Source organism: Sphingobium baderi (assembly GCF_001456115.1).
Taxonomy (GTDB): domain Bacteria; phylum Pseudomonadota; class Alphaproteobacteria; order Sphingomonadales; family Sphingomonadaceae; genus Sphingobium; species Sphingobium baderi_A.
In genome coordinates this window covers 2,189,755-2,209,533 of record NZ_CP013264.1, presented here as the reverse complement: position 1 = coordinate 2,209,533, position 19,779 = coordinate 2,189,755, and the positions used below count along the sequence as shown (strand labels likewise).

General features: G+C 62.2%; 21 protein-coding genes. 9 read left to right on the top strand and 12 right to left on the bottom strand.

The annotated features are described in order from the left end of the window. From ATN00_RS10915 to gpmA, 3 genes are all read right to left on the bottom strand, one after another. Entirely contained in the window at positions 1-1,071 is a 1,071-nt protein-coding gene (locus ATN00_RS10915; protein WP_062064615.1) for a 5-(carboxyamino)imidazole ribonucleotide synthase, read from the bottom strand. A gap of 1 nt (position 1,072) precedes the next feature. After that, positions 1,073-1,567 carry a 5-(carboxyamino)imidazole ribonucleotide mutase gene (gene purE / locus ATN00_RS10910; protein WP_062064612.1) on the bottom strand — a complete coding sequence of 165 codons (495 nt, stop codon included), beginning with the start codon at positions 1,565-1,567 and terminating at the stop codon, positions 1,073-1,075. Positions 1,568-1,714: 147 nt separating this feature from the next. Then, a complete protein-coding gene (gene gpmA, locus ATN00_RS10905; RefSeq protein WP_062064610.1) occupies positions 1,715-2,401 on the bottom strand; it encodes a 2,3-diphosphoglycerate-dependent phosphoglycerate mutase in 687 nt (228 codons plus the stop codon). A 154-nt stretch (positions 2,402-2,555) separates the two neighbouring features. On the opposite strand from gpmA, the gene sppA reads away from it, so the two are divergent. Next, positions 2,556-4,439, top strand: coding sequence for a signal peptide peptidase SppA (gene sppA, locus ATN00_RS10900; protein ID WP_062064609.1), 1,884 nt, complete (start codon positions 2,556-2,558; stop codon positions 4,437-4,439). A 29-nt stretch (positions 4,440-4,468) separates the two neighbouring features. Here sppA and ATN00_RS10895 read toward each other — a convergent pair whose 3' ends face one another. The 4 genes from ATN00_RS10895 to ATN00_RS10880 form a co-directional block, all read right to left on the bottom strand. Continuing rightward, a complete protein-coding gene (locus ATN00_RS10895) occupies positions 4,469-5,116 on the bottom strand; it encodes a trimeric intracellular cation channel family protein (protein ID WP_062064607.1) in 648 nt (215 codons plus the stop codon). A 182-nt stretch (positions 5,117-5,298) separates the two neighbouring features. Beyond that, positions 5,299-5,844: a glutathione peroxidase gene (locus ATN00_RS10890; protein WP_062068687.1), complete on the bottom strand. Its 546-nt coding sequence runs from the start codon at positions 5,842-5,844 to the stop codon at positions 5,299-5,301. A 40-nt stretch (positions 5,845-5,884) separates the two neighbouring features. Further along, complete coding sequence (locus tag ATN00_RS10885; RefSeq protein WP_082635325.1) at positions 5,885-6,634, bottom strand: VIT1/CCC1 transporter family protein; 750 nt, start codon at positions 6,632-6,634, stop codon at positions 5,885-5,887. Positions 6,635-6,697: 63 nt separating this feature from the next. Then, a complete protein-coding gene (locus ATN00_RS10880) occupies positions 6,698-8,476 on the bottom strand; it encodes an ABC-F family ATP-binding cassette domain-containing protein (RefSeq protein ID WP_062064605.1) in 1,779 nt (592 codons plus the stop codon). Between the two features lie 142 nt (positions 8,477-8,618). Here ATN00_RS10880 and ATN00_RS10875 point away from each other — a divergent pair, with 142 nt between their 5' ends. The 5 genes from ATN00_RS10875 (at position 8,619) to ATN00_RS10855 (ending at position 12,279) form a co-directional block, all read left to right on the top strand. After that, complete coding sequence (locus ATN00_RS10875) at positions 8,619-9,356, top strand: SIMPL domain-containing protein (RefSeq protein ID WP_062064603.1); 738 nt, start codon at positions 8,619-8,621, stop codon at positions 9,354-9,356. A 79-nt stretch (positions 9,357-9,435) separates the two neighbouring features. Continuing rightward, positions 9,436-9,774, top strand: a complete 339-nt coding sequence (locus ATN00_RS10870) for a hypothetical protein (RefSeq protein WP_062064601.1) — start codon at positions 9,436-9,438, stop codon at positions 9,772-9,774. Positions 9,775-9,813: 39 nt separating this feature from the next. After that, positions 9,814-10,476, top strand: coding sequence for a response regulator transcription factor (locus ATN00_RS10865; RefSeq protein WP_062064599.1), 663 nt, complete (start codon positions 9,814-9,816; stop codon positions 10,474-10,476). 145 nt (positions 10,477-10,621) lie between these two features. Further along, positions 10,622-11,926, top strand: a complete 1,305-nt coding sequence (locus tag ATN00_RS10860) for a sensor histidine kinase (RefSeq protein ID WP_062064598.1) — start codon at positions 10,622-10,624, stop codon at positions 11,924-11,926. Further along, complete coding sequence (locus tag ATN00_RS10855) at positions 11,926-12,279, top strand: YbaN family protein (protein WP_062064595.1); 354 nt, start codon at positions 11,926-11,928, stop codon at positions 12,277-12,279. The genes ATN00_RS10860 and ATN00_RS10855 overlap by 1 nt, the downstream gene beginning before the upstream one ends. 13 nt (positions 12,280-12,292) lie before the next feature. Here ATN00_RS10855 and ATN00_RS10850 read toward each other — a convergent pair whose 3' ends face one another. Then, complete coding sequence (locus ATN00_RS10850; protein ID WP_062064594.1) at positions 12,293-13,516, bottom strand: polyhydroxyalkanoate depolymerase; 1,224 nt, start codon at positions 13,514-13,516, stop codon at positions 12,293-12,295. A 122-nt stretch (positions 13,517-13,638) separates the two neighbouring features. Here ATN00_RS10850 and ATN00_RS10845 point away from each other — a divergent pair, with 122 nt between their 5' ends. Further along, entirely contained in the window at positions 13,639-14,295 is a 657-nt protein-coding gene (locus tag ATN00_RS10845) for a glutathione S-transferase (RefSeq protein ID WP_062064592.1), read from the top strand. A 19-nt stretch (positions 14,296-14,314) separates the two neighbouring features. On the opposite strand, the gene ATN00_RS10840 is transcribed toward ATN00_RS10845, so the two are convergent. The 4 genes from ATN00_RS10840 to ATN00_RS10825 all read right to left on the bottom strand — a co-directional run bounded on the left by ATN00_RS10840 (position 14,315) and on the right by ATN00_RS10825 (position 18,955). After that, on the bottom strand, positions 14,315-15,019 hold the full coding sequence (locus ATN00_RS10840; RefSeq protein WP_062064590.1) for a glutamine amidotransferase: 705 nt from the start codon (positions 15,017-15,019) through the stop codon (positions 14,315-14,317). A 231-nt stretch (positions 15,020-15,250) separates the two neighbouring features. Beyond that, a complete protein-coding gene (gene acnA, locus ATN00_RS10835; RefSeq protein ID WP_062068683.1) occupies positions 15,251-17,920 on the bottom strand; it encodes an aconitate hydratase AcnA in 2,670 nt (889 codons plus the stop codon). 641 nt (positions 17,921-18,561) lie between these two features. Beyond that, complete coding sequence (locus tag ATN00_RS10830; protein ID WP_062064588.1) at positions 18,562-18,765, bottom strand: DUF5818 domain-containing protein; 204 nt, start codon at positions 18,763-18,765, stop codon at positions 18,562-18,564. 4 nt (positions 18,766-18,769) lie between these two features. After that, complete coding sequence (locus ATN00_RS10825; protein WP_062064587.1) at positions 18,770-18,955, bottom strand: DUF1328 domain-containing protein; 186 nt, start codon at positions 18,953-18,955, stop codon at positions 18,770-18,772. A 121-nt stretch (positions 18,956-19,076) separates the two neighbouring features. Between ATN00_RS10825 and ATN00_RS10820 the strand changes: the two genes are divergently transcribed. Next, positions 19,077-19,340 carry a hypothetical protein gene (locus ATN00_RS10820; RefSeq protein ID WP_062064585.1) on the top strand — a complete coding sequence of 88 codons (264 nt, stop codon included), beginning with the start codon at positions 19,077-19,079 and terminating at the stop codon, positions 19,338-19,340. Further along, positions 19,337-19,777 (top strand): Spy/CpxP family protein refolding chaperone, encoded by a 441-nt coding sequence (locus tag ATN00_RS10815; protein WP_062064583.1) that lies wholly within the window; start codon positions 19,337-19,339, stop codon positions 19,775-19,777. The genes ATN00_RS10820 and ATN00_RS10815 overlap by 4 nt, the downstream gene beginning before the upstream one ends. Positions 19,778-19,779 lie beyond the last annotated feature (2 nt).

Here is a 19,779-nt window from a genome sequence, read left to right as displayed (position 1 = left end):
TCACAGCGTCAGCCGCGTGACATGGCCCATCTTGCGGCCGGGGCGCGCTTCATGCTTGCCATAAAGATGCAAATGATTGGCCGGATCGGACAGGATCGCCTGCCAGTCATTTGCGTCCGCGCCGATCAGGTTGTGCATCTGCGCGCGCCTGGCGGCAAGTCCCGTATCGCCCAGCGGCAGGCCGCAAATCGCCCGGACATGGTTTTCGAACTGGCTGGTGACAGCGCCCTCGATCGTCCAGTGGCCGCTATTGTGAACGCGCGGGGCCATTTCGTTGAAAACGGGACCATGGGAGCTGGCGAAAAATTCGAGCGTCAGCACGCCGACATATCCAAGCGCGTCCGCCACTTGCCGCGCGAGAGCCTGGGCCTGCGCGACCTGCCCCTCGATCAGCGGCCCGGCCGGCACGGTGGAGGTGGCGAGGATGCCGTCGACATGGACATTGGCGGCAGAATCCCAGAACCGGACCTGTCCATCGCTCCCCCGAACGAGGATCACCGAAAATTCCTCTTCAAAGGTCACGAATCCTTCGAGGATGGCACTTTGACGGCCGATGGCGCCCCATGCCGCGGCGACATCGCCCGGCCCGCTGAGCCGCGCCTGTCCCTTGCCGTCATAACCCATGCGATTGGTCTTGAGGATGGCGCGGCCGCCGATCCGTTCAATCGCCGCCTCAAGGTCTTGCAGGCTTTCCACCGAGGCGAAGGGCGCGGTCAGCCCCCCCAGATCGCTAACGAACCGCTTTTCGGCGAGGCGGTCCTGCGCGACGCGCAGCGCCTGTGCACTGGGGCGAACAAGACCATGGGTAACAAGCACATCCACCGCCACAGGGTCGATATTCTCAAACTCATAAGTGACGACATCGACCGCATCCGCGAAGGCGGCGAGCGCGGCGACATCCTCATAAGCGCCCTGCGTCCATCGCGATGACACATCAGCGGCGGGGCCGCTGTCCTCCGGCGCGTAGATGTGCGTGCGATAGCCAAGCTGCGCGGCGGCGATGGCGATCATCCGGCCGAGCTGCCCGCCGCCGAGGATGCCGATAGTGGAACCGGGCGCGATGGTCGTCATCTTATTCCGGCGTCTCCGCAACGTCGTTGGTCTGTCTGGCGCGCCATGCGTCGAGCCGTTCGGCCAGAGCGGCGTCCGTCGTAGCGAGGATGGAAGCGGCAAGCAGCGCGGCATTGATCGCGCCGGGCTTGCCGATCGCGAGCGTGCCGACCGGAACGCCGCCCGGCATCTGCACAATGGAGAGCAACGAATCCATGCCCTTGAGCGACTTGGATTCCACAGGAACGCCCAGCACCGGCAGGCGGGTCATGGATGCGGCCATGCCGGGAAGATGCGCCGCCCCTCCCGCGCCCGCGATGATGACCTTCAGGCCCCGCCCGACCGCGCCTGTGGCATAATCATAGAGACGCTGCGGCGTGCGATGGGCGGACACGACCTTGCACTCATGGGCGACGCCCAGAGCTTCCAGCGTTTCGGCGGCATGGCGCATCGTATCCCAATCGGACCGGCTGCCCATGATGATGCCGACATCTGCGGCTGCATTACCCCCGCTCATTTCTCATGCTTCCCGTCAAGGAGCGGTCGCAAAACCGCCCGGAAAGCAAAGCCCCTTAGCGGGCGGGCCGCCAAGGGGCAATGCGGATATGCTAAACAACATGCATTCATGTCCGTTTCTCGACTTCGCTCGAAACGAACGGAGGTTTCAGCGTTCCGAAAGGTAATAGCGGTCTTTCGCCGTCAGATCGTCCGCCAGATCGTAGACGATGGGCTGGCCGGTCGGGATCTCCAGTTCCGTGATCTCTTCATCGGGAATATTCGACAGATGCTTGACCAGCGCCCGGAGCGAATTGCCATGGGCGGAGATGAGCACGCGCTTGCCCGCCTTCAGTTCCGGCGCGATGCGGCTTTCCCAATAGGGCAGCACGCGGGCGATGGTATCCTTCAGGGATTCAGTCGAAGGAATGGCGATACCGGCATAGCGGCGATCTCTCGACAGATCGAACTCGCTGCCTGGCTCCAGCGGCGGCGGGGGCACATCGAAGCTGCGGCGCCAGATCTTCACCTGATCGTCGCCATGCTTGGCCGCCGTCTCCGCCTTATTGAGGCCGGTGAGTCCGCCATAATGCCGCTCGTTCAAACGCCAGTCCTTTTCAACCGGCAGCCACAGGCGCCCCATTTCCTCCAGCGCCAGATCAAGCGTCTTGATCGCACGGGTCTGGAAGGAGGTGAAGCACTGGTCGAAATCCAGCCCCTTTTCAGCCATCAGGCGACCGGCGGCCCGCGCCTCCTCCGCGCCCTTTTCGGTCACATCCACATCCCACCAGCCGGTGAAGCGGTTTTCCAGGTTCCAGGCCGACTGGCCGTGACGGATAAGGACGAGAGTGGGCATGAGGCGCGTCTCCTGCACATAAAGCCATGGGTTGCGCTTCCCATAGCGCCGGAAATCGCGGGCGCAAGCTTGTCGCCCTGCCCTTTCACCCCACATTGCAGTCGGTCGGGCGATAGGATAGCCCTGAAGCGAGGCTGAAAAAGGAACCGGCAACTTGGCATTCGTAAAAGGCGCGTGGCGCATTTTGGTCGCGATCAAGGACGGTCTGGTACTGCTGTTCCTGCTGCTGTTCTTCGGCCTGCTCTATGCGGCGCTGTCCTGGTCGCCCAAGCCCGCCGCAAGCGTAAATTCCGGGGCGCTGGTGCTGGATCTGGATGGCACCATCGTCGAACAGCCCGCCGAAGCCGATCCCATGGCCCTGCTGTCCGGTTCGGGCACGCGCATGAAGGAATATCGCCTTTCCGACATCGTGACGGCGCTGGAAGCCGCGAAGGATGATGGCAAGGTCAAAGCCGTCGTGCTCAATCTCGACGGTTTCGTGGGTGGCGGACAGGTGGCGCTGGCGCGGGTCGGCAAGGCGCTGGATGGGGTGCGCGCGGCGAGGAAGCCGGTCTTCGCCTTCGCCACCATCTACAGCGACGACAGCTATCAGCTTGCCGCCCATGCCAGCGAAACATGGGTCGATCCGCTGGGCGGCGTCGCCATCATGGGACGCGGCGGGTCGGCGCTTTACTACAAGGGCCTGATCGACAAACTGGGCATCAACACCCATGTCTATCGCGTCGGCACCTATAAGAGTTTCGTCGAACCCTTCGTCCGCACCGATCAGTCGCCGGAAGCCAAGCAGGCCAATCAGGCACTGGCCGATGCGCTGTGGCAGAACTGGCAGGAGGAAGTGGCCAAGGCCCGGCCCAAGGCGAAGCTGACCGCCTATGTCGGCGATCCGGCTGCGGCGGCGCAGGCGACGGGCGGCAATCTGGCCAAGGCGGCGGAAAATGCCGGTCTGGTGGACAGGCTGGGTAACGAGATAGCCTTTGGCGAACGAGTCGCAAAAGTCGCCGGCGCATCTTCGGAACAGCAGGCAGGCGCCTTCGCCAGTATTGATCTTGCAACCTATGTGAGGGCGCGCAAACCTGCCAATGACGGGCAGATCGGCGTGCTCACCATCGCGGGCGAGATTGTGGATGGAGAAGCCGGTCCGGGCACGGCGGCGGGCGATACGGTTTCCAGCCTGCTCTACAAGGCTTTGGCGGAAAAGGATTTGAAGGCGCTGGTGGTCCGGGTCGATTCGCCGGGCGGATCGGTCATGGCGTCGGAAAAGATTCGCGAAGCCATCATGACGGCGAAATCGCAGGGGCTGCCTGTGGTGGTATCCATGGGGAATGTCGCGGCCAGCGGCGGCTATTGGGTTTCGACGCCCGCCAATATGATCTTTGCAGAGCCGGACACGATCACCGGATCGATCGGCGTATTCGGCATCCTGCCGAGTTTTGAAGGCACGCTGGCGAAGATGGGCATCACCACGGACGGCGTGCGGACCACGCCGCTTTCGGGGCAGCCTGATTTTGCGGGCGGCACGACCCCGGAATTTGACCGGATCATGCAGATGGGGGTCGAGGATATTTACGGCCGCTTCGTGGGGCTGGTCGCTGAGGCACGGCGCAAAACGCCCCAGCAGATCGACGCCATCGCGCAAGGGCGGGTGTGGGACGGTGGGACGGCCCGGCAGATCGGCCTGGTGGACCGTTTCGGCGGCTTGGAAGACGCCATTGCCGAAGCGGCGCGGCTGGCGAAGGTGGACCCGGCCAAGACGCGCGCCTATCGGATCGAGAAGGAGCCGGACAAATTTGCCCAGTTCGTCCAGTCCATCGTCGAGCGCGAGGAGGATGACAAGGGCAATTCCCGAGACATGCTGGCAAGGCAGGCCGTGCTCCAGCGCCATTGGGCCATGCAGGCGATCAGCGACGTGAAGGCCCTCGTCAGCGGCGCCGGCATAAGGGCCGATTGCCTGGAATGTCGGGGCTATGGCGCTCCACGCCCGGCGAACGGCGCGGATGAGCGGGGGCTGCTTGCAATGCTCGCGACGCTCTGGCGCTAGGAAGTTCGGGGACTGCCCGGCAGGGGCCGTTATTCCCGGCTGATGCCCTTATAAACAGGCAGTCCCAACCCCCGCCGGATCGCCAACGCGCGAAGCAGGAAACCCAGCAGAGCAGCGATCACGCTGGCGATCGGCACTTCCAGCCCAAACCAGCGCAGCAGCACAAACAAGCCGGAGGAAACGGCAGCGGCCGTCACATAAAGTTCGGGACGCAGCAGGATGGAAGGCTCCCCCGCCAGAAGGTCACGCATGATGCCGCCCACGCAACCTGTGACCACGCCCATCATCCCCGCGACAAAGGGCGGAATACCAAAGCTCATCGCCTTGGCCGCCCCGAATACGGCAAAGGCCGCAAGGCCGACGGCATCCAGCCAATCGAGCGCGCGATCGCTCCAGAAAGAACGCGGCGTCATCCAGATGAGCAGAGCCGCAATCATGCAGGTGATGGCCGGCGCAGCGTCATGCACCCAGAAAACCGGAGCATCGATCAGAAGATCACGCACCGTCCCGCCCCCAACGCCCGTCACCAGTGCGAAAAAGGCAAAGGTCACAAGTGTCTGACGCAGACGCGCGGCAGCGAGCGCACCCGATGCCGCAAAGACGAAGGTGCCGACGATGCTCAATATTTCCAGCACCGTGCCGACCTGCGGCGTAAAGTTGACGGGCGATGGCAGCATGGAAAGCTCAATCAGGCCTGATCGCGGCGGCCGCTGCCAACCATTGCACCGCCCGGCGAAATCAAGCCGGGCGATAGCATGTTAACGCAGCATATCGGCGCTTAGACATTCATGGAGCCGCTGTTCTGGACCAGCGACAACCGACAAGGCCGGCGCACGCCCCCAAACAGCGGCTCCGGGAATCACTTCGCCAGTTCAGCCTCGATCGTGGCGACCAGTTCGGGATCGTCGGGCGCGGTGGTCGGAGCGAAGCGCGCAGCGACGGAGCCGTCCTTGGCGATCACGAATTTTTCGAAATTCCACAACACCTCCGGTTCGGGGTTGGGCGTCATGCCATAACCCTTCAGCTTTTCACGGAAGGAATCCCCGTCGCCCTGCGCCTTGGGCCGGGCGTTCGTCAGCGCGGCATAGAGGGGGTGCTTTTCCGGGCCTGTCACGACGATCTTTTCGAACATGGGGAAATCCACGCCGAAATTGGTCGTGCAGAAGGTCGCGATATCGTCATTGCTGCCGGGCTCCTGGGCGCCAAAGTCATTGGCGGGGAAACCGGCGACGACCAATCCCTTGTCCTTATAGTCGCCATAGAGCTTTTCCAGCCCTTCATATTGGGGCGTCAACCCGCATTTGGAGGCGACATTGACGGCCAGCACGACCTTTCCGGCATAGTCGCCCAGGCTGGCATCGGCGCCCTTGATGGTTTTCAATGGAATTTGCTGAATCGCGGACATGACTATCTCCTTGGAAATGGGATCGGCGTGGATCATGCCATCATAAAGCGGCGCTGAAAAGCCTGCCGACACCTGTGGTGACCGCCATCGCCAGCACACCCCAGAAAACGACCCTGATGACGGAGGGCCACACCTTTCCCCCGCCCAGCCGCGCGCCGATATAGCCCAGCAAGGCAAGGCAAAGCAGAGAAATCACCGCAACGGTCATGATAGCATGGGATGCCGGGCCAGCCACCGCCGCCATCACAGGCGCAATCGCTCCGGCGGAGAAGGTCGCGGCTGAGGTCAGCGCGGCCTGCACAGGGCGCGCCGTAGTCACCTCCGAAATACCGAGTTCATCGCGCGCATGGGCGCCAAGCGGATCGGCCGCCATCAACTGATCCGCCACCTGCGCCGCCAGATCGGGGGAAAGGCCGCGTTCGACATAGATGTCGCGCAGTTCCGCCCACTCCTCTTCTGGCTGCTGGGCGATGGCGTGGCTTTCCTTGGCGAGATCGGCACGCTCCGTATCGGACTGGGCGCTGACCGACACATATTCGCCCGCCGCCATGGACATCGCGCCCGCGAACAGAGCCGCGACGCCGGACAGCAGAATCGCCTCACGCGATGCGCCGGACGCCGCGACGCCCGTCAGCAGGCTGGCGGTGGACACGATGCCGTCATTGGCGCCCAGCACGGCGGCGCGCAGCCAGCCGATGCGATTGACATAGTGAACCGCATGATGCGGCCGCGGGGGCGCTACGGCCTCTCCCGCCTCACCTTTCGACAATTGTGCCTGATGACCAGCCATCATGCGACCTGCCTCCCTGTTCGCGTCCGCCCGTCGCTATCAGATGCCTGTCGCAACGCAAGTTCAGGCGGTTAACCCTTCAGCCTTTTCGGCAAGTTCCAGCCACCGTTCTTCGGCAGCGTCCTTGTCGGCGCGCGCCTGCTCGACAGCCTTGGTCAACGCGTCGAATTTCTTCGGATCGCGGGCGTAGAGATTGGGGTCGTGGAGCGCATCCTCATCACGCGCAATGGCCGCTTCCAGTTCCTCGATACGCCGGGGCAACAGGTCAAGGTCGCGTTGATCCTTGTAACTGAGCTTGGCCGAGGCGGGCTTGGGCGGGGGAGCGGAAACGGGAGCCTTCTTTTCCTTTGGCGCGCTGCGCGGCTGCCGCTTGGCCACCCAATCCGCATAGCCGCCGACGATCACGTCGACATGGCCGGAGCCGTCAAGACCCAGCGTCACCGTCACCGTGCGGTCGAGGAAGTCACGGTCGTGGCTGACGATCAGCACCGTGCCGTCATAATCCGCGATGACTTCCTGAAGCAGATCCAGCGTTTCCAGGTCAAGGTCGTTGGTCGGTTCGTCCAGCACCAGTAGGTTGGATTCCCGCGCAAATTCCCGCGCGAACAGCAGGCGGGATCGTTCCCCACCCGAAAGCGTGCCGACCTTCGCCTCCGCCAGCGAAGGATCGAAAAGGAAATCCTTGAGATAGCCGTGAACATGCTTGCGAACGCCGCGCACGTCGATCCAGTCGCCCCCTTCGGCCAGAACATCGCGCACACGCTTGTCGGGCTGCATCAGGCTGCGCTGCTGGTCGATGAAGATCATGTCCAGCGTCCTCGCCAGCGTCACCGAGCCGCTGTCGGGCGCCAGTTCACCCGTCAACAGCTTGAGCAGGGTTGTCTTGCCCGCACCGTTGCCGCCAACGATACCGATGCGATCGCCGCGCTGGATGCGGAGCGAAAAGTCCCTGATGATCGCCCGATCGCCGAAATTCTTGGTGACATGCTCGGCGGAAATGACGCTTTTCGTCTTGCTGTCGTCGCTGGCGGCCGCGATCTTCGCGACACCCTGCGGCCCGACCATCGCCGCGCGCTGGGCACGCATTTCATGCAGTTTCGCAAGACGGCCCTGATTGCGCTTGCGCCGCGCAGTGACGCCGCGCTGGAGCCAATGCGCTTCCAGCTTCAGCTTGGCATCCAGCTTTTCGGCGGCGCGGGTTTCTTCCGCATAGATCGCTTCCATCCAGTCCTCGAACCCGCCGAAGCCGATCTCGTTGCGACGGAGCGCCCCGCGATCCAGCCAAAGCGTCTGGCGTGTCAGGCGCGTCAGGAAGGCGCGGTCATGGCTGATGACAATGAACGCGCCGGAATAACGGCCCAGCCACCCTTCGATCCAGTCAATCGCTGCAATATCCAGATGGTTGGTCGGTTCGTCGAGCAGCAACAGGTCCGGCTCGCTCGCCAATGCGCGGGCTATGGCGGCGCGGCGGCGTTCGCCACCCGATGCGGTCGCAGCTTCACGGCTGAGGTCGATGCCGAGTTGGCTTGCAATCGCCTCCACCTCATGTGCGGGCGGCGCATATTGGCCAGCCAGCGCAAAATCGCGCAGCGTCTTGAAGGCGCTGACGTCCGGGTCCTGTTCCAGCATGATGATGCGCGCGCCGGGGCGGGCGGAACGGGTGCCCTCATCCGCTTCGATCTGGCCGCCCAGCAGCTTGAGTAATGTCGTCTTGCCGGCGCCATTGCGGCCGATCAGCGCCAGCCGGTCCCGCTCGCCTACGAAAATGTCGATATTGCGGAACAACCAGTGGGTGCCCTGCGAAAGGCCCAGATTTTCGAAGGAGAGGATCGGTGCTGCCATGCCGGTGCAGCTAGGGCTTCACGCGCTTTCGGGCAAGAGGCGCATGGAACCCAAATCTGTCTGACGGCTTTCAACGCATGTCAGCGTCCATTCATCGCAGCCGATACAAAAGGCCTGCATCGCTTTTAGAGGAGAAAAGCCCATGAAATCCGCCCTCGCCCTGATGGCGCTCGGCGTCGCCGCGCTTCCCGTAGCGGCCATCGCCCAGACCAGCGTCACCATCGCCGAGACGGCGCCGGTCGTCACGCTGAACGTCACCGAAACCGTTCAAGCCGCGCCCGACATCGCGACGGTCGGCACCGGCGTTCAGACCCGCGCGCCCACCGCTCAGCAGGCCATGACTGACAATGCGGCAAAGATGGATAGCCTGATCGGTGCGCTGACCAAGGCGGGGATCGCCCGCAAGGACCTCCAGACCAGCGGCATCAACCTGAACGCCCAATATGACTACAGCAATCGTGAGGGCGACAATTCCGGCCCGCGCTTCCTGGGTTATGAAGCGTCGAACCAGCTCAGCGTCAAGCTGCGCGACGTGAAGCGCGTCGGGTCGCTGCTCGACACCATGGTGAAGGCGGGCGCCACCAACATCAATGGCCCCAGCTTCTCCATCGACGATCCCGCACCGATGCTGACGCAGGCACGCGCCACCGCGCTCAAGAGCGCCAAGTCGCAGGCCGATTTCTACGCGCAGGCCGCCGGTTTCCGTTCGGCGCGTCTTGTCTCCATCTCGGAAGGCAACAGCGGCGGCAATCCGCCCATGCCGATGATGCAGTCGGCCCGCTTCAAGACAGAGGCGGCGTCAGACGTTCCCACGCCGGTGGAACCGGGACAGGTAGGATCGTCGGTGACGCTGACGGTGCAATACGCGCTGGAACGCTGAGAACTGACAATTTGGCCAGCGCGGCACATGGCCGCGCTGGCATCCTGTCGGAACCGCGCAACCATTCACCGGCTGTTCAATGGCATTGGCCTATGCCATGGTCATGACGATGAAGAGGAAAAGCCTGATCGCCGGTCTGGGCGCCCTGAGCGCCCTCATGGCGATGACGCCCATGGCCGACGCCGGGAACCGGCGCGACGAACAGGATGCCGCGCGGCGAGCGATGCTGGACGGGCAGGTCATGCCATTTTCCCTCATCAAGCGCCGGGTCGACGCTGCTGTCGGCGATGCGACCTATCTGGGAAGCGAGTTCAATCCCTCTTCCAACCGCTATCGCCTGAAATATGTTAAGAATGGCAAGGTCGTATGGGTTGATGCGGAGGGTCGCACAGGCGATATAACGGGCTGGGCGCGCTAGGCGTCCGCCACGGAAACATCAAAACAAGAACGGGGCCATATGCGTCTGCTGATCGTCGAGGATGAACCCAGCCTGGGGCAACAGCTCCGCAATACGCTCGAAGGCGCAGGCTACGCCGTGGATCTGGCGGATGATGGCGAAGACGGTCATTTTCTGGGATCGACGGAAAATTACGACGCCGTGGTGCTGGACCTGGGCCTGCCGACCATCGACGGGCTGACGGTGCTGGACCGCTGGCGCAAGGAAGGCCGCGGCTTTCCGGTCCTGGTGCTGACCGCGCGCGATAGCTGGTCGGACAAGGTGGCGGGTCTCGACGCGGGCGCGGACGACTATCTGGCCAAGCCGTTTCAGAGCGAGGAACTGATCGCCCGTCTGCGCGCATTGATCCGCCGCGCTTCGGGCAATGCGTCGAGCGAACTGACGGCGGGCGACGTGCGGCTTGACACGCGGTCGGGCAAGGTGACGCTGAAGGGCGAGCCAGTGAAGCTGACCGCGCAGGAATATAAGCTCCTGTCCTACCTGCTCCATCACAAGGGCAAGGTCGTGAGCCGCACCGAACTGATCGAACATATTTACGATCAGGATTTCGACCGCGATTCCAACACCATCGAAGTGTTCGTGACGCGCATCCGCAAGAAGCTGGGCGCGGACGTCATCACCACCATCCGGGGCCTTGGCTACAGTCTGGACGAACCCGTATAATCTCTCTTCCTCCCTCCCCCGTTCGCGCCATGCGAAGTCGAAGGACGGGGCGAGCGCGGCCCATTGCCTCGGCTTCGCGTGAACGGGGATGATGGACGCCAACTCGCCCTCCACTGTGCGCTCCACCGGATCGCTCAGCCGACGCATGATCGGCGTCGCGGCGTTGTGGATCAGCGTCCTGTTACTGGGCGGCGGCGTCGCGCTGGACCGTGTCCTGACGGACGCGATCACGCGCAATTTCGACGATGGCCTTAACTATGTGCTGACCGCCATGATCGCATCGGCCGAAATCGGTCCCGATGGTGAAGTGCTGTTCAACCGGCCTTTGGCCGACCAGCGGTTCCTCGAACCCAATAGCGGCCTTTACTACCAGATCAGCGCGAAAGAGCATGAGGACTGGCGATCCCGTTCCCTGTGGGACCGCGCCCTCAAGGTGCCTGACGGACATGCCGACCAGAATTTCCACACCTATGACAGCAAGCAGTTTCCCGGAGAGGATTTGCGGATCATGGAGCGGACCGTCATTCTGCCGGGATCGAATACCCGCTGGATGTTCATGGTCGCGGCGGCCCGCGAAGGACTGGACAGGCAGATACATACACTGCGCTCAACCCTGTTTCAGAGCTTCGCCCTGCTCGCTCTCGGCTTGATCGTGCTGACGACATTCCAGACCATCTATGGCCTGCGCCCTCTTCGCAGGGTTCGGCATGAGATCGTTCGGATGCGGGGCGGAGAGAAAAATCGCGTGACGGAGCCGATGCCCGCCGAAGTGCTGCCGATGGTCGAAGAACTCAATGCGCTACTCGCGCATAATGAGCGGCAGGCGGAGGAGGCACGGACCCATGCGGGCAACCTTGCCCATGCGCTCAAAACGCCGCTGACGGTCATCATGAACGCCGCGACCGCGCAATCGCCGGACCTTGGCGACACGGTGATTCGCGAAGCGACCACGATGCGGCGGCAGGTCGATCACCATCTCGCCCGCGCCAGGGCCGTGGGACGGCGCGGCGCCGCGCAGAGCCGGGCTGAAGTATGGACCAGTCTTCAGGCGGTCGAACGGGCGGTCCAGCGCCTTTATCCCGAAGCACGCATCGACATGAGCGGCGACAAGCTTGTGGCCGTCCGCGTGGAACGGCAGGATCTGGATGAAATGCTCGGCAATCTCATCGAAAATGCCGCAAAATATGGCGGGGGCAGCGTTTTCGCGACCGTCGAGAAAAAAGAGAGCATGGTCGAGATATTGGTCGAAGATGACGGCGCCGGTATTCCAGAGGCTGATCGCATCCGTATCTTCGACCGTGGCGTGCGGCTCGATTCAGGCAAGCCCGGCACCGGCCTTGGCCTTGCCATCGTGCGCGATGTGGCCGAAATCTACGGCGGGTCCGTCGCGATGGAGGAAAGCGATGACCTAGGCGGCCTGCTCGTCCGTTTGCGGCTGCCCATGGCCTGATGCGCCGGACTTTCTATCTTCTTGCGGGTTTCCTGTCTCTGGGCCTTGGGGCCATCGGCGCCTTCCTGCCTTTGCTGCCCACAGTTCCCTTCATGATCCTCGCCGCGTTCTGCTTCGCGCGATCCAGCCCTTCGCTTGAAGCCCGCCTGCTGGAGCATCGCCATTTCGGCCCGCACATCCGACGCTGGCGCGAGCGTGGCGCGATCAGTCGCCGAGGAAAAAAGGCCGCACTGGCCGCTTTTCTTTTCAGCGCAATACTGGCGCTGTTATTTTCGCCCTTCCCCTGGTTTCTCGTGCCTCTGGCCGCTGCCTTGATCGGGGGAATGTGGATATGGACGAGACCGGAAAGCTAAGCATCCTCGCTTGTCAGTTCATCGCCAGAATCATGTTCCGCACTTGGGGGTAGACGAGCTTTTCCCATTTACTGCCTGAAAATACGCCATAATGGCCCACGCCGGTCTGAAGGTGATGGCGTTTCAAATGGGGGCGCAGTCCCGTGCAAAGACCATGAGCGGCAGAAGTCTGACCGATTCCGCAAACATCATCCCTCTCCCCCTCTACGGTCAGCAATGCGGTCTTGCGTATGGCGCCGGGATTGACCAGCCGGTCGCGGTGCATCAATTCTCCCTTCGCCAGCAAGGTTCGCTGAAACACGCGCTCGATGGTTTCGATGTAGAATTCCTTCGTCATATCCAGGACGGCGAAATATTCCTCGTAGAAATCCTTGATATGCTGCGCTTCGTCATCCTTCCCATCGGCAAGGAGTTGATAAAGCTCACGATGCTGCGCGCCATGCCGCCCCAGATTCATGGAGACAAAGGCCGCGAGTTGCAGAAAGCCCGGATAGACTTCCCGCCCGCGCCCCGTAAAACGGAACGGGACAACCGAAATCAGATTCCGTTCGAACCAGCCGATCGGCTTGTCCTGCGCCAGCTCATTAACCACGGTGGGCTGCATGCGCGTATCGATGGGACCGGCCATCAACGTCATGGAGCGAGGCGTCGAGGGATCCTTGTCCTCCGCCATCAACGCCACAGCGGCCAATGCCGGCACGCAAGGCTGGCACACGGACAATAAATGCGCGCCGGGGCCGAGCTCCTGGAAAAAGCTGATCACATAATCGACATAATCATCGAAACCGAAGGCGCCGGCGCTAAGCGGCACGTCGCGCGCATTCTTCCAATCCGTTATGTAGACATCGTGATCGCGCAGCAATGTCGTCAGCGTGCTGCGGAGCAGGGTGGAAAAATGACCTGACATCGGCGCGACCACGAGCACCTTGGGCTGGGCCGTCACCACATCGTCCTTGGCAAAATGCAGAAGATCGCCAAACGGCATCTCCAGCACGACTTCCTCCCTCACCGCGACGTCGGCGTTGCCGCTGCTTACGGTCTTGATGTCGTAGGAAGGGCGCTTGTGCGTGAGTTTCGCGCCTTCAAACACGTCCATCAGGGCGAAAAGACGGCGAGGGGCAGGTAAGTCGGCGAACGAGCCGAGACTATCCTTCATTCCCAGCGCCAGCCTTGCACCCCAACGCGAGGGGGCCAGCATATCGTTCCAAGCCTGATAGCCTGTATAGAGCATTCGCATTGTTCCCCGCTGCGCCTTTTTTACTGCCATGCCGATTCGGCCTTGCGTAAAACGCTTTTCCGACGTTTCATGGTGCACTGCATCATACGCAATTGGAAGCCTTTCTCTACGGGGAAAACGTCATGGCGATCGCGGAACTTACCCTATCGAGCAAAAATTATTCCTCCTGGTCGTTGCGCGGATGGCTCCTGTGCCGTCTGGCGGGCCTGCAAATCATTGAGCGGATGATCGCCCTCGACGACCCTGAAAACAGGGCGGAACTGCTGCTTCTTTCCCCATCGGTGCTGGTTCCGCGCCTCACGCATGAAGGCGCGAGCGTTTGGGACACCCTGGCCATCGCGGAATATCTGCATGAGCTTTATCCGCAGGCTGGACTCTATCCCGCCGAACGAATCGCCCGCGCCCATTGCCGGTCGGTGTCGGGAGAGATTCATTCGGGCTTTTCCAATCTGCGGTCGGCGCTGCCGATGAATCTGAAGGTTCGGCACGACAAATTCCCTGTATTTCCAGGCGCCAGGCCGGATATTGAGCGGATCGAAGCCATATGGTCGGAATGTCTGGGCAGCTATGGCGGCCCCTGGCTATTTGGACAGAAGCCGACGGTGGCCGACGCCATGTTTGCGCCAGTGGCCGAGCGTTTCCTGACCTACGCCGTTACGCTTTCCCCCGCATCGGCCGCCTATTGCAGGACCATCAACGGTTGGGATCTGATGCGCGAATGGATTGACGAAGCACGGCGGGAACCGGATGAAGTCGAAGAATTGGATTACGAATTCTGATTTCGCATCTGGCGTACGCTTAATCTAGCCGGATATTGCCGAGCCATTCGGCGATCATCGCACGCCCCGCGGCCACGGCGCCCGGCCCATGCCTGTCATGATCATCGCGCAAGGCAATGCCGCATTGTCCCGCCATATCGAGATCAGCCCAGAAATGGGTCAGCCAATCTTCGAATCGGGCATCTTCTCCCATCTCCGCATGGAATTGCAGCGCCAGCACATTGCCCCCCCGCCGAAACGCCTGATGGGCATAGTGCCGGGTCGATGCCAGCAATTCCACGCCCTGCGGCAGGTCGAACGTGTCGCTATGCCAATGCAGCACCGGCACATCCTCCAGATGCCGGATGGGGGAATCGGTGCCCGCCATATTTAGAGCGATGGGCGCGAAGCCGATTTCCATGGTCCCGCCGGGATAGACCGGCGCGCCCATGGCGGCGGCTATCATCTGGCTGCCCAGGCAAACACCCAGCGTCGGCCGGTCGCGTCCCAGCCTCTGCGCCAGCTTGGCTATCTGCAAGGGAATCCAGGGATGCGCGTCCTGCTCATAAACGCCCATCGGGCCGCCCATCATGATAAGCAGATCAGGCTCGCAAAGATCAACGCCGGCAAAATCGGGATTTGCCACGTCCACCCGTTCTATATGATAGCCTGCGGCCTCGATCGGCTGAAGATATCCTGCCGCTCCTTCACGCGGCACATGACGAACGATAAGCGCTTTCTTCATCGTCGCATCGCATAAGCGCAAAGGCCCTCGATTGGCTACAGAGCCAATCTTGTCCGGACCAAAATCCTTCTTTCGGCGGAAAGGGCGTAGAAGCCGCGCAACTTAACGTCGCATCCATCGCACAGGACAGGACATTTTGCGGGCGCAAATGGCCTGATAACCTGAGCTTCACTCCAAGAAAAAAGGCCCCCTCCAGCGGAAAGGGCCTTTCCATATCAGCACATGCCGCGATCAGGCGGCGAGCTTGCGAAGCACATATTGCAGGATGCCGCCGTTCAGGAAATAATCCAGTTCGTTAACGGTATCGATGCGGCAAAGCGCGGTGAAGGTGAAGGTCGAACCGTCGGCGCGCGTCACCTTCACGTCCACGTCCTGACGCGGCTTGAGGCCAGCGACGCCCGTGATGGTAAAGGTTTCATCGCCCGTCAGGCCCAGCGTATCCTTGTTCTGGCCATCCTTGAACTGGAGCGGCAGCACGCCCATGCCGACCAGGTTCGAGCGGTGGATACGCTCGAAGCTCTCGACGATGACCGATCGGACGCCCAGCAGGTTGGTGCCCTTCGCGGCCCAGTCGCGCGACGAGCCGGTGCCATATTCCTTGCCACCGATGACGACCAGCGGCGTGCCGTCGGCCTTATGCTTCATCGCCGCGTCGTAAATGGGCATGATTTCGCCCTCATAGCGGGTCATGCCGCCTTCGACGCCGTCCAGCATCAGGTTCTTGATGCGGATATTGGCGAAGGTACCGCGCATCATGACTTCATGATGACCACGGCGCGCGCCGTAGCTGTTGAAGTCGGCCTGCGCGACCTGATGCTCGGAGAGCCACTTGCCCGCCGGGCTGCTGGCCTTGATCGAACCGGCCGGAGAAATATGGTCGGTAGTGATCGAATCGCCGAAAATCGCGAGTGGCTTGGCGTCCACGATGTCGGTGACGGGCGCCGGGGTCATGGTCAGCCCTTCGAAATAGGGCGGGTTGGCGACATAGGTCGAACCCGCGCGCCAGCTATAGGTGTCCGATCCCGTGACGTTGATCGCCTGCCAGCGGGCGTCGCCGGTAAAGACGGTCGCATAACGGCTTTCGAACATATTGCGGGTCAGCGCGCCATCCATGACGGAGCGAACTTCGTCATTGGTGGGCCAGATGTCCTTGAGATAGACGTCCTGACCGTCGCTGCCCTGACCGATCGGGGTTGCGACGAAGTCGGTGGTGACGGTGCCCTTCAGCGCATAGGCGACGACCAGCGGCGGCGATGCGAGGAAGTTGGCGCGCACGTCGGGCGACACGCGACCTTCGAAGTTGCGATTGCCCGACAGAACCGACGCGGCGACGATGTCGTTGCCGTTGATCGCCTTGCTGATCGGCTCGGCGAGCGGGCCGGAATTGCCGATGCAAGTGGTGCAGCCATAGCCGACAAGGTTGAAGCCGACCTGATCGAGATAGGACTGGAGACCAGCCTTCTCCAGATAATCGGTGACGACCTGCGAACCGGGGGCGAGCGAGGTCTTGACCCAGGGCTTGGGCTTCAGGCCCTTTTCGACCGCCTTCTTGGCGACGAGGCCGGCGGCGACGAGGACGCCGGGGTTCGACGTGTTGGTGCAGCTCGTGATCGCGGCGATGACCACGTCGCCGTCGCCGATGTCATGGGTCCGGCCTTCGACAGCGACGCGGGCGGGCGCGGCCTTCTTGTAGAGCTTTTCGAGGTCGGCGTTGAACACGTTATCGACCTGCGTCAGGATCACCTTGTCCTGCGGGCGCTTGGGACCGGCGAGCGACGGGACGACGGTGCTCATGTCCAGTTCGAGAATGTCGGTGAAGACCGGATCGACCGACGCGTCGAGCCAGAAGCCCTGCTCCTTGGCATAGGCTTCGACCAGCGCGATATTCTCTTCGCTGCGACCGGTGAGGCGCATGTAATCCAGCGTCTTGTCGTCAATGCCGAAGAAGCCGCAGGTCGCGCCATATTCCGGCGCCATGTTGGCCAGCGTGGCACGGTCGGCAAGGCTCAGCGAAGCAAGGCCGGGGCCGAAATATTCGACGAAACGGCCGACGACGCCCTTGGCGCGCAGCATCTGTGTGGCGGTCAACACCAGATCGGTGGCGGTGATGCCTTCGCCCAGCGTGCCGGTCAGCTTGAAGCCGACGACTTCGGGGATGAGCATGGAGACAGGCTGGCCCAGCATCGCGGCTTCGGCCTCGATCCCACCGACACCCCAGCCAAGCACGCCGAGGCCGTTGATCATGGTGGTGTGGCTATCCGTGCCAACGCAGGTGTCCGGATAGGCGACAATGTTGCCATCGGCATCGACCGACGACCAGACGGCCTGCGCGATATTTTCCAGGTTGACCTGATGGCAGATGCCGGTGCCGGGAGGAACGACCTTGAAATTGTTGAGCGACTTGGAACCCCATTTCAGGAAGTCATAGCGTTCCATGTTCCGCTGATATTCCAGCTCGACATTGTCCTCGAACGCCTGCGGCGTGCCGAATTCGTCCACCATCACCGAGTGATCGATGACGAGGTGCACAGGCACCTGCGGATTGATCTTGCTGGCGTCGGCGCCCAGATTGTTCATCGCATCGCGCATGGCGGCGAGGTCGACGACGCAGGGAACGCCGGTAAAGTCCTGCATCAGCACGCGGGCGGGACGATACTGGATTTCACGTTCCGACCTACGATCCTTCTGCCAGTCCACGATGGCCTGGATATCCTCCACCGTGACGGTCACGCCATCCTCGAAGCGGAGCAGGTTTTCCAGCAGCACCTTCATCGAGAAAGGCAGGCGCGAAACGTCGCCCAGCCGGGCTGCGGCCTTCTTCAGCGAATAATAGGCGATGTCCTTGCCGCCGACCTTCAAAGTATCGCGCGTGCCAAGTGTGTCCTGTCCGATGGCGGTCATGAGTCGTGCGTCTCCTCGCAAGTGCCACGGCCATGCGGCGGGAGGATGACGCGGTTCCACCAAAGCATCACCGAACAGCGAAAACCGCCGACGGGAAAGGTGGACGAATGCGCCCCAACCGATGGTCGAAGCGGGTATGTCCCGATGCAGCAGCGCCATAGCGCCTGTCGCCCCGGAGTCAAATGGACAAAGCGCGAATCCGCGCCTTGACGGCAAATCCGTTGTTTCGCGCATCGGTGATCGAAAATGGAGCCCAGGGAATTGGGAACCTTGGTGCCTGCGGCCCGTTCTTCCTGCACGACGAACGGAGTTTATGCCCATGCCTGAGCCCGTATGTTCTCCCATGTCCCGATTTCGGCGCGGATATGCGCTGCTTTATCATCCGGGGGAAACAAACCACTGTCCCGCTTGTGGCCAGCGCCATTGGATCATCGGCCGCATGATGGCGCAATGTGCCCGCTGCGATACCGCGCTTCCCCTCGATGGAGTGCATGGCATCGGTTATGCGCCCCGCTTCATTAACGGGCATCATGCAGACGGGGCTTGTTCTCTTCCTCAGCCCGTTGCCTGAATAATGGGTCGACCGGCGCTTTCCAGCGCCGCGTTTATCAGAGATGGTTCTGGGAAGCTTGGAACCATGCTCAGGCGGCTGCGACGCCTTCCACTTCGACGACATCATCGCCGACGCGCCACCCCCTGATCCTCACACGCTTTTCGACATGATCCACCGGCACGCGCAACAGCACCAGCCTGTAAGTCCCGCCGGCATCTCGCTGGAGCAGAAAGCCGGCCGCATCCCTTATCAGGCGTCCGGTTTCGTCCACTCCAGCGTCATGTCCATTCATGAAGTCAGTCTATAGCGTCCTTGACGCCCTTGCCAGCCATGATGCCGAGCACGAGGAAAATCAGGAACAGCACGATCGCAATACCGAATAGGATCTTGGCGATGCCAACAAACGTGCCCGCCGCGCCGCCAAAGCCCAGCAGGGCCAGAACAGCGGCAATGACGAGGGAGATAAGCGCGAGCTTGATCATGGAGAGCGTCCTTTTCCATAACAGGATAGACTTCCAACGAGCCGCGAAATGTCTTGTTCCGCCAAATATCGATGAGGGCCGGGCGTGGACGGCGCGTAATGCAGGGTGAAGGAGAAGCAGGATGGAGCCCTTTGACGAAATACTGAAGCGCGCGGGACACGGCGCTGTCCCGGCTGCTCTCGCCGATATGGAGGGGAATGTGATGGCAGGGCTTCGCCATCACCGCGACGCGCGGGCGCAGCGCCGGCTTCTGGGCGCGATAGCGCTGGTGGCCTTGTCTGCGGGTGGAGCCGGAGCCTGGGTGCCGGATCGGGAAAACAGTGCCCTGGTCATTGCGCCTTCACTGGAACTGGCGCCTTCCACATTGCTGGCCCCGGACGCATGAGCGCCGTCCGGTTGATCCTGATCAGTCTGCTGGTCGCCTTCCTTGCCGCTCTGGCGGGTGTGCTGGCGGGGCGCGCTCTGACGAAACCCGCGCCTGCTTCCGAAACAGTTCTCCATGCGCTGCTCTATGATGAGCTGGCACTCGACGCGGGGCAGAAGGCGCGCCTCGATGCGCTCAACCGCGCCTTTGCCGCGCGCAAGACAGCGCTGGAAAGGGAAATGAAGGCGGACAATGTCGCGTTGGCGGAGGCTATTCGCCGCGACAAGGCTTACGGCCCGGCCGTCTCGGGCGCGGTCGACCGCATCCATCATGTGATGGGCACATTGCAGAAGGAAACGATCGAGCACGTCTTTGCCATGCGCGCGATCCTGAAGCCGGATCAGGTGGCTCGCTATGATGCCGCCGTGGAGCGGGCTTTAACATCTCCGGCGCGTTGAAT

What these genes read in the sequence shown, in the direction of transcription:
- gpmA (WP_062064610.1), bottom strand. Translation starts at nt 2,401, where the DNA reads ATGCCCACTCTCGTCCTTATCCGTCACGGCCAGTCGGCCTGGAACCTG.
- ATN00_RS10840 (WP_062064590.1), bottom strand. Translation starts at nt 15,019, where the DNA reads ATGAAGAAAGCGCTTATCGTTCGTCATGTGCCGCGTGAAGGAGCGGCA.
- ATN00_RS10850 (WP_062064594.1), bottom strand. Translation starts at nt 13,516, where the DNA reads ATGCGAATGCTCTATACAGGCTATCAGGCTTGGAACGATATGCTGGCC.
- ATN00_RS10845 (WP_062064592.1), top strand. Translation starts at nt 13,639, where the DNA reads ATGGCGATCGCGGAACTTACCCTATCGAGCAAAAATTATTCCTCCTGG.
- ATN00_RS10820 (WP_062064585.1), top strand. Translation starts at nt 19,077, where the DNA reads ATGGAGCCCTTTGACGAAATACTGAAGCGCGCGGGACACGGCGCTGTC.
- ATN00_RS10830 (WP_062064588.1), bottom strand. Translation starts at nt 18,765, where the DNA reads ATGAATGGACATGACGCTGGAGTGGACGAAACCGGACGCCTGATAAGG.
- ATN00_RS10895 (WP_062064607.1), bottom strand. Translation starts at nt 5,116, where the DNA reads ATGCTGCCATCGCCCGTCAACTTTACGCCGCAGGTCGGCACGGTGCTG.
- ATN00_RS10885 (WP_082635325.1), bottom strand. Translation starts at nt 6,634, where the DNA reads ATGGCTGGTCATCAGGCACAATTGTCGAAAGGTGAGGCGGGAGAGGCC.
- ATN00_RS10825 (WP_062064587.1), bottom strand. Translation starts at nt 18,955, where the DNA reads ATGATCAAGCTCGCGCTTATCTCCCTCGTCATTGCCGCTGTTCTGGCC.
- ATN00_RS10815 (WP_062064583.1), top strand. Translation starts at nt 19,337, where the DNA reads ATGAGCGCCGTCCGGTTGATCCTGATCAGTCTGCTGGTCGCCTTCCTT.
- acnA (WP_062068683.1), bottom strand. Translation starts at nt 17,920, where the DNA reads ATGACCGCCATCGGACAGGACACACTTGGCACGCGCGATACTTTGAAG.
- ATN00_RS10890 (WP_062068687.1), bottom strand. Translation starts at nt 5,844, where the DNA reads ATGTCCGCGATTCAGCAAATTCCATTGAAAACCATCAAGGGCGCCGAT.
- purE (WP_062064612.1), bottom strand. Translation starts at nt 1,567, where the DNA reads ATGAGCGGGGGTAATGCAGCCGCAGATGTCGGCATCATCATGGGCAGC.
- ATN00_RS10915 (WP_062064615.1), bottom strand. Translation starts at nt 1,071, where the DNA reads ATGACGACCATCGCGCCCGGTTCCACTATCGGCATCCTCGGCGGCGGG.
- ATN00_RS10870 (WP_062064601.1), top strand. Translation starts at nt 9,436, where the DNA reads ATGGCATTGGCCTATGCCATGGTCATGACGATGAAGAGGAAAAGCCTG.
- ATN00_RS10880 (WP_062064605.1), bottom strand. Translation starts at nt 8,476, where the DNA reads ATGGCAGCACCGATCCTCTCCTTCGAAAATCTGGGCCTTTCGCAGGGC.
- ATN00_RS10860 (WP_062064598.1), top strand. Translation starts at nt 10,622, where the DNA reads ATGATCGGCGTCGCGGCGTTGTGGATCAGCGTCCTGTTACTGGGCGGC.
- ATN00_RS10855 (WP_062064595.1), top strand. Translation starts at nt 11,926, where the DNA reads ATGCGCCGGACTTTCTATCTTCTTGCGGGTTTCCTGTCTCTGGGCCTT.
- ATN00_RS10865 (WP_062064599.1), top strand. Translation starts at nt 9,814, where the DNA reads ATGCGTCTGCTGATCGTCGAGGATGAACCCAGCCTGGGGCAACAGCTC.
- ATN00_RS10875 (WP_062064603.1), top strand. Translation starts at nt 8,619, where the DNA reads ATGAAATCCGCCCTCGCCCTGATGGCGCTCGGCGTCGCCGCGCTTCCC.